The 3,452-nt window shown below is 64.7% G+C and carries 4 protein-coding genes; 2 read left to right on the top strand and 2 right to left on the bottom strand.

Annotated elements, in window-relative coordinates; all coding sequences use genetic code 11:
- Window positions 1-48: 48 nt before the first annotated feature.
- A complete protein-coding gene (locus ABW137_RS15850) occupies window positions 49-786 on the bottom strand; it encodes an SDR family NAD(P)-dependent oxidoreductase (protein ID WP_526401579.1) in 738 nt (245 codons plus the stop codon).
- A 39-nt stretch (window positions 787-825) separates the two neighbouring features.
- On the bottom strand, window positions 826-1,683 hold the full coding sequence (locus ABW137_RS15845; protein ID WP_526401577.1) for an SDR family oxidoreductase: 858 nt from the start codon (window positions 1,681-1,683) through the stop codon (window positions 826-828).
- Between the two features lie 309 nt (window positions 1,684-1,992).
- Here ABW137_RS15845 and ABW137_RS15840 point away from each other — a divergent pair, with 309 nt between their 5' ends.
- A complete protein-coding gene (locus ABW137_RS15840; RefSeq protein ID WP_526401575.1) occupies window positions 1,993-2,520 on the top strand; it encodes a TetR/AcrR family transcriptional regulator in 528 nt (175 codons plus the stop codon).
- A 351-nt stretch (window positions 2,521-2,871) separates the two neighbouring features.
- Window positions 2,872-3,452, top strand: a 581-nt coding sequence (locus ABW137_RS15835) for an MFS transporter (protein ID WP_526401573.1), incomplete at its 3' end; no start/stop codon positions are given.

Raw genomic sequence — 3,452 nt, 5'->3', positions numbered from 1 at the left:
CGGCCTACCCTCTCGGGGTGGGCCGGCGGACTGGGTTGGGGACTGCTGTTACTGGGTGGGGCCGAGGGAGAAGCCGCCGTCGACGACGAGTTCGGAGCCGGTAGCGAAACTTGCTCGGCCTGAGGCTGCGAATTCGATGAACTCTGCGATCTCGTCGGGATGGGCCTGGCGAGGGATGGCGAAGCCGTCGGTGGGGACGAGTTCTGAGCCGTCGGGTGCGTAGGCCAGGGGAGTGTCGATGATGCCGGGGTGGACTCCGTTGACGCGGATGTTGTCGCCAGCGAGGTCGGCCGCGGCGTTCTTGGTCAGCCCGCGCAGCGCCCACTTGCTGCTGCTGTATGCGGCCAGCCCCGGCGCGGCGGTCAGTCCTGAGATGGAGTTGACGTTCACGATCGAGCCACCGCCACGGCGGCGCATCGACGGTGCTACTGCCCGGATGCCCAACAGCGTGCCAGTCAGGTTCGTGTCGATCACCTTTCGCCATTGATCGATCTCGATGGTTTCGATGGTCCCGACCTGGAGGTAGGCAGCGTTGTTGATGAGGATGTCGATGCCACCGAAGTGCTCCTCGGCGGCGTTGACGAGGTCGTTCCAGGCGGCCTCGCTGGACACGTCCAGGGCGACACCGAGTGCGTCTCCGGGGGCCTGCGCCGCGATCTCTGCGCTGTCATGACGGGCGCCGACCACGACGTTGGCGCCCGCAGCGGCGAACCTGGTGACCAAGGTGCGTCCCAGGGCCCCGGCGGCACCGGTGATGACGACTGTCTTTCCAGAAAATTCAGACATGATCGTTGACTCTCTCTGCCTCTCGGTTGGTGGTTGTGGTTAGTGCGGTTCGGGGGTGTAGTCGTCGGCGTCGGTGGAGTAGGCGATGTGTTTGGTGGCTTCGAGTGCTGAGAGGCGTTCGCGTAGTGCGGTTGTGGCTAGGGCGTAGGCGTCCGAGCCGAGGGTGAGTCGTTTGGGTGCTGTGGGTTGGTCGACGGAGGCGATGATGGCCGTGGCGATCTTGGCGGGGTCGCCCGGCGCGGGGAGTGGGGGGAGTTCGCCGGCGAGCATTTTGCGGAGTTGGCCGGGAGGGGCGTTGTCGTAGGCGGGTAGTGCGGTGCCCATGTCTGCGCTGGGGCCGCCGAATCCGGTACGTGCCACGCCTGGTTCGACGATGGTGACGCCGATGCCGAAGCCAGCGATGTCGGCCGCTGCGGATTCCCAGAATCCTTCGATTCCCCACTTGGTGGCGTGGTACATGCTCATGGCGGGGAACGCGACTTGCCCGCCGACGCTGGAGACCTGCACGATGCGTCCGCCACCTTGGGCGCGTAGGTGTGGGATCACGGCGCGCGCCAGTTGAATTGGTGCGATGAGGTTGGTGGCGACCTGTCGGTCGATCTGGTCGTCGGAGACTTCTTCGGCGGCGCCGAAGAGTCCGTAGCCGGCGTTGGACACGATCACGTCGATGCGGCCGAGGGCGTCGAAGGCGTTGTGCACGACCTCGCGGGTGCGCGGGGTGTCGGTGACGTCGAGGGAGGCGCGCCAGAGGCGGTCGCCGTGGGTTGCGGCCAGATCGTCCAGCGTCTCGGTCCGGCGGGCGGTCGCTGCCACGCGGTCTCCGCGCTGGAGTGCCTGCTCGACGAGGTGACGGCCGAAGCCCGATGACGTGCCGGTGATGAACCATGAGAGTGTCATGTCTGCTGCCTCCATTGAATGTAACGAACTAGTTATATACATAGATCTACACCCTCGTCGCGAGGAATGCAACCACTTGGTTACAAACGATCTGCGCACCACCGCAACCAGGAAGTTCGGCGCACCCCGGGGTGTTTCGGCCCGGAGTTGGGGTGGGCGTGTCGGTTTTCTCGTCTACCTGAGGATCGCGAAACGAACGCCGCAGGTGTGGCCGGGGCGACTGCCTGCGCACATGGATTGCTATCCATCTAGATAGTTACATACACTGGCCCGATGCCGCCTGATTCCACCGACACCAAGCGCCGCCTCGTGGAGGCTGCGCGCGCGGAATTTGCCGAACACGGCCTCGCCGGCGCTCGCGTCGATCGCATCGCCGAGCGAGCGGGTGCCAACAAGCGCTCGATCTACATGCACTTTGGCGACAAGGAAGACTTCTTCGACCTCATTGTCTCCACCAGTCTGCTCGAGCTGGCAGAGGCGGTGCCGTTCGTCGTCTCCGACATCCCTTCCTATGCCGGGAAGTTGTACCGCACTCTGCAGAGTCGGCCGGACATCCTGCGTCTGACGTCGTGGGCGGTTCTTGAACGTCCCCGCCCGCTCGAGTCCGAGATGGACTCCTACCGAGGAAAAGTGGAGTCAATTCGCCAGGCGCAGCAGGACGGCGGGGTCACCACCGAGCATGATGCGGCGACCGTGATGGCTATGGTCCTCGCGCTAGTGACGAGCTGGGATCACGCGTCGTGGTCCTTGCGCGCCGTTCGGGGAGCCGACTCGCCCGGTGATCAGCAGGCAGATGTCGAGCGGGCGGTCGCCAAACTGGTCTCACCTGAACCGTGACCGGTTTGGCAACCCTGTAATACATTGCGCTGCAATCTAAGCCGAATTGGTGTGCCGAAGCGTCCACGGTTCGAGAAATCGACACCGCCACACCGATGGGCCCAGCCACGTCGGGTGCCGTGTCAGCAGCGTTGCCGCCATATGGCGGCCCACCTGCTGAAGAAGTCCTACCCCGCTTCGGCCCGCCGACTGTGGGATGAATCCAGAGACCGTCTTCTATAACGTCGAATTATTTACTCAATCGATGACTCGGGCTACCATGTGGGTGTCGCCGGCGCGCGCGACTGGCCAGACCGGTGGTGAGGGGGACCCGTGAGCTCGCGACGAAGGACGGCAGGTGAGGAGAGTGGGATGACGGCCCCGCCGACGGCGGGGACCGTTGGCCGTACACCGGGACGAGTACTTGTCCTGTGCCTCATCTGCATGACCCTCGAGGGATACGACATCGTCGCCTACGGCGCAGCTCTACCGGCAATCCTCGCGTATGACGACTGGGGCCTGACAATCGCCGGAGCGGGGCTCATCGGCAGCTTGACACCCGTCGGCATGCTGGTCGGAGCGAGCGCCTCTGGCGTGTTGACCGATAGTCTGGGGCGTCGCCGCGTCGTTCTTGTCAGCGTCACGGTGTTCACCGTCGCTGCCTTGATGAGTGCCCTCGCGCCGAACGCCCTCGTGTTCGGAGTGTCTCGCGTCCTGGTCGGACTTGGCGTTGGCGCCGTACTACCGACGGTGTCGGCGCTCGTCTATGAGTACTCACCGCCTGGCCAACGCAACCTGAACACTGCAATCGTGTTCTCCGGTGTGGGAATTGGGGGAGGATTGGCAGCTGCGGCAGCGGTGTTCGTGTTGCCGTCGCTCGGGTTCCGCAGCGAGTTCGCGATCGGGGGATTGGCTGGCATCGTCCTCCTCCCGCTCGTGTTCCGCTACCTCCC

Source organism: Mycobacterium sp. (assembly GCF_040509115.1).
GTDB lineage: Bacteria > Actinomycetota > Actinomycetes > Mycobacteriales > Mycobacteriaceae > Mycobacterium.
Note: the sequence above shows the minus strand (reverse complement) of the source record. Positions and strands in the feature narration are given on the sequence as shown.

Excerpts from the sequence above, each read along its gene's own strand:
- ABW137_RS15845 (WP_526401577.1), bottom strand. The coding sequence starts at position 1,683 with ATGACACTCTCATGGTTCATCACCGGCACGTCATCGGGCTTCGGCCGT.
- ABW137_RS15850 (WP_526401579.1), bottom strand. The coding sequence starts at position 786 with ATGTCTGAATTTTCTGGAAAGACAGTCGTCATCACCGGTGCCGCCGGG.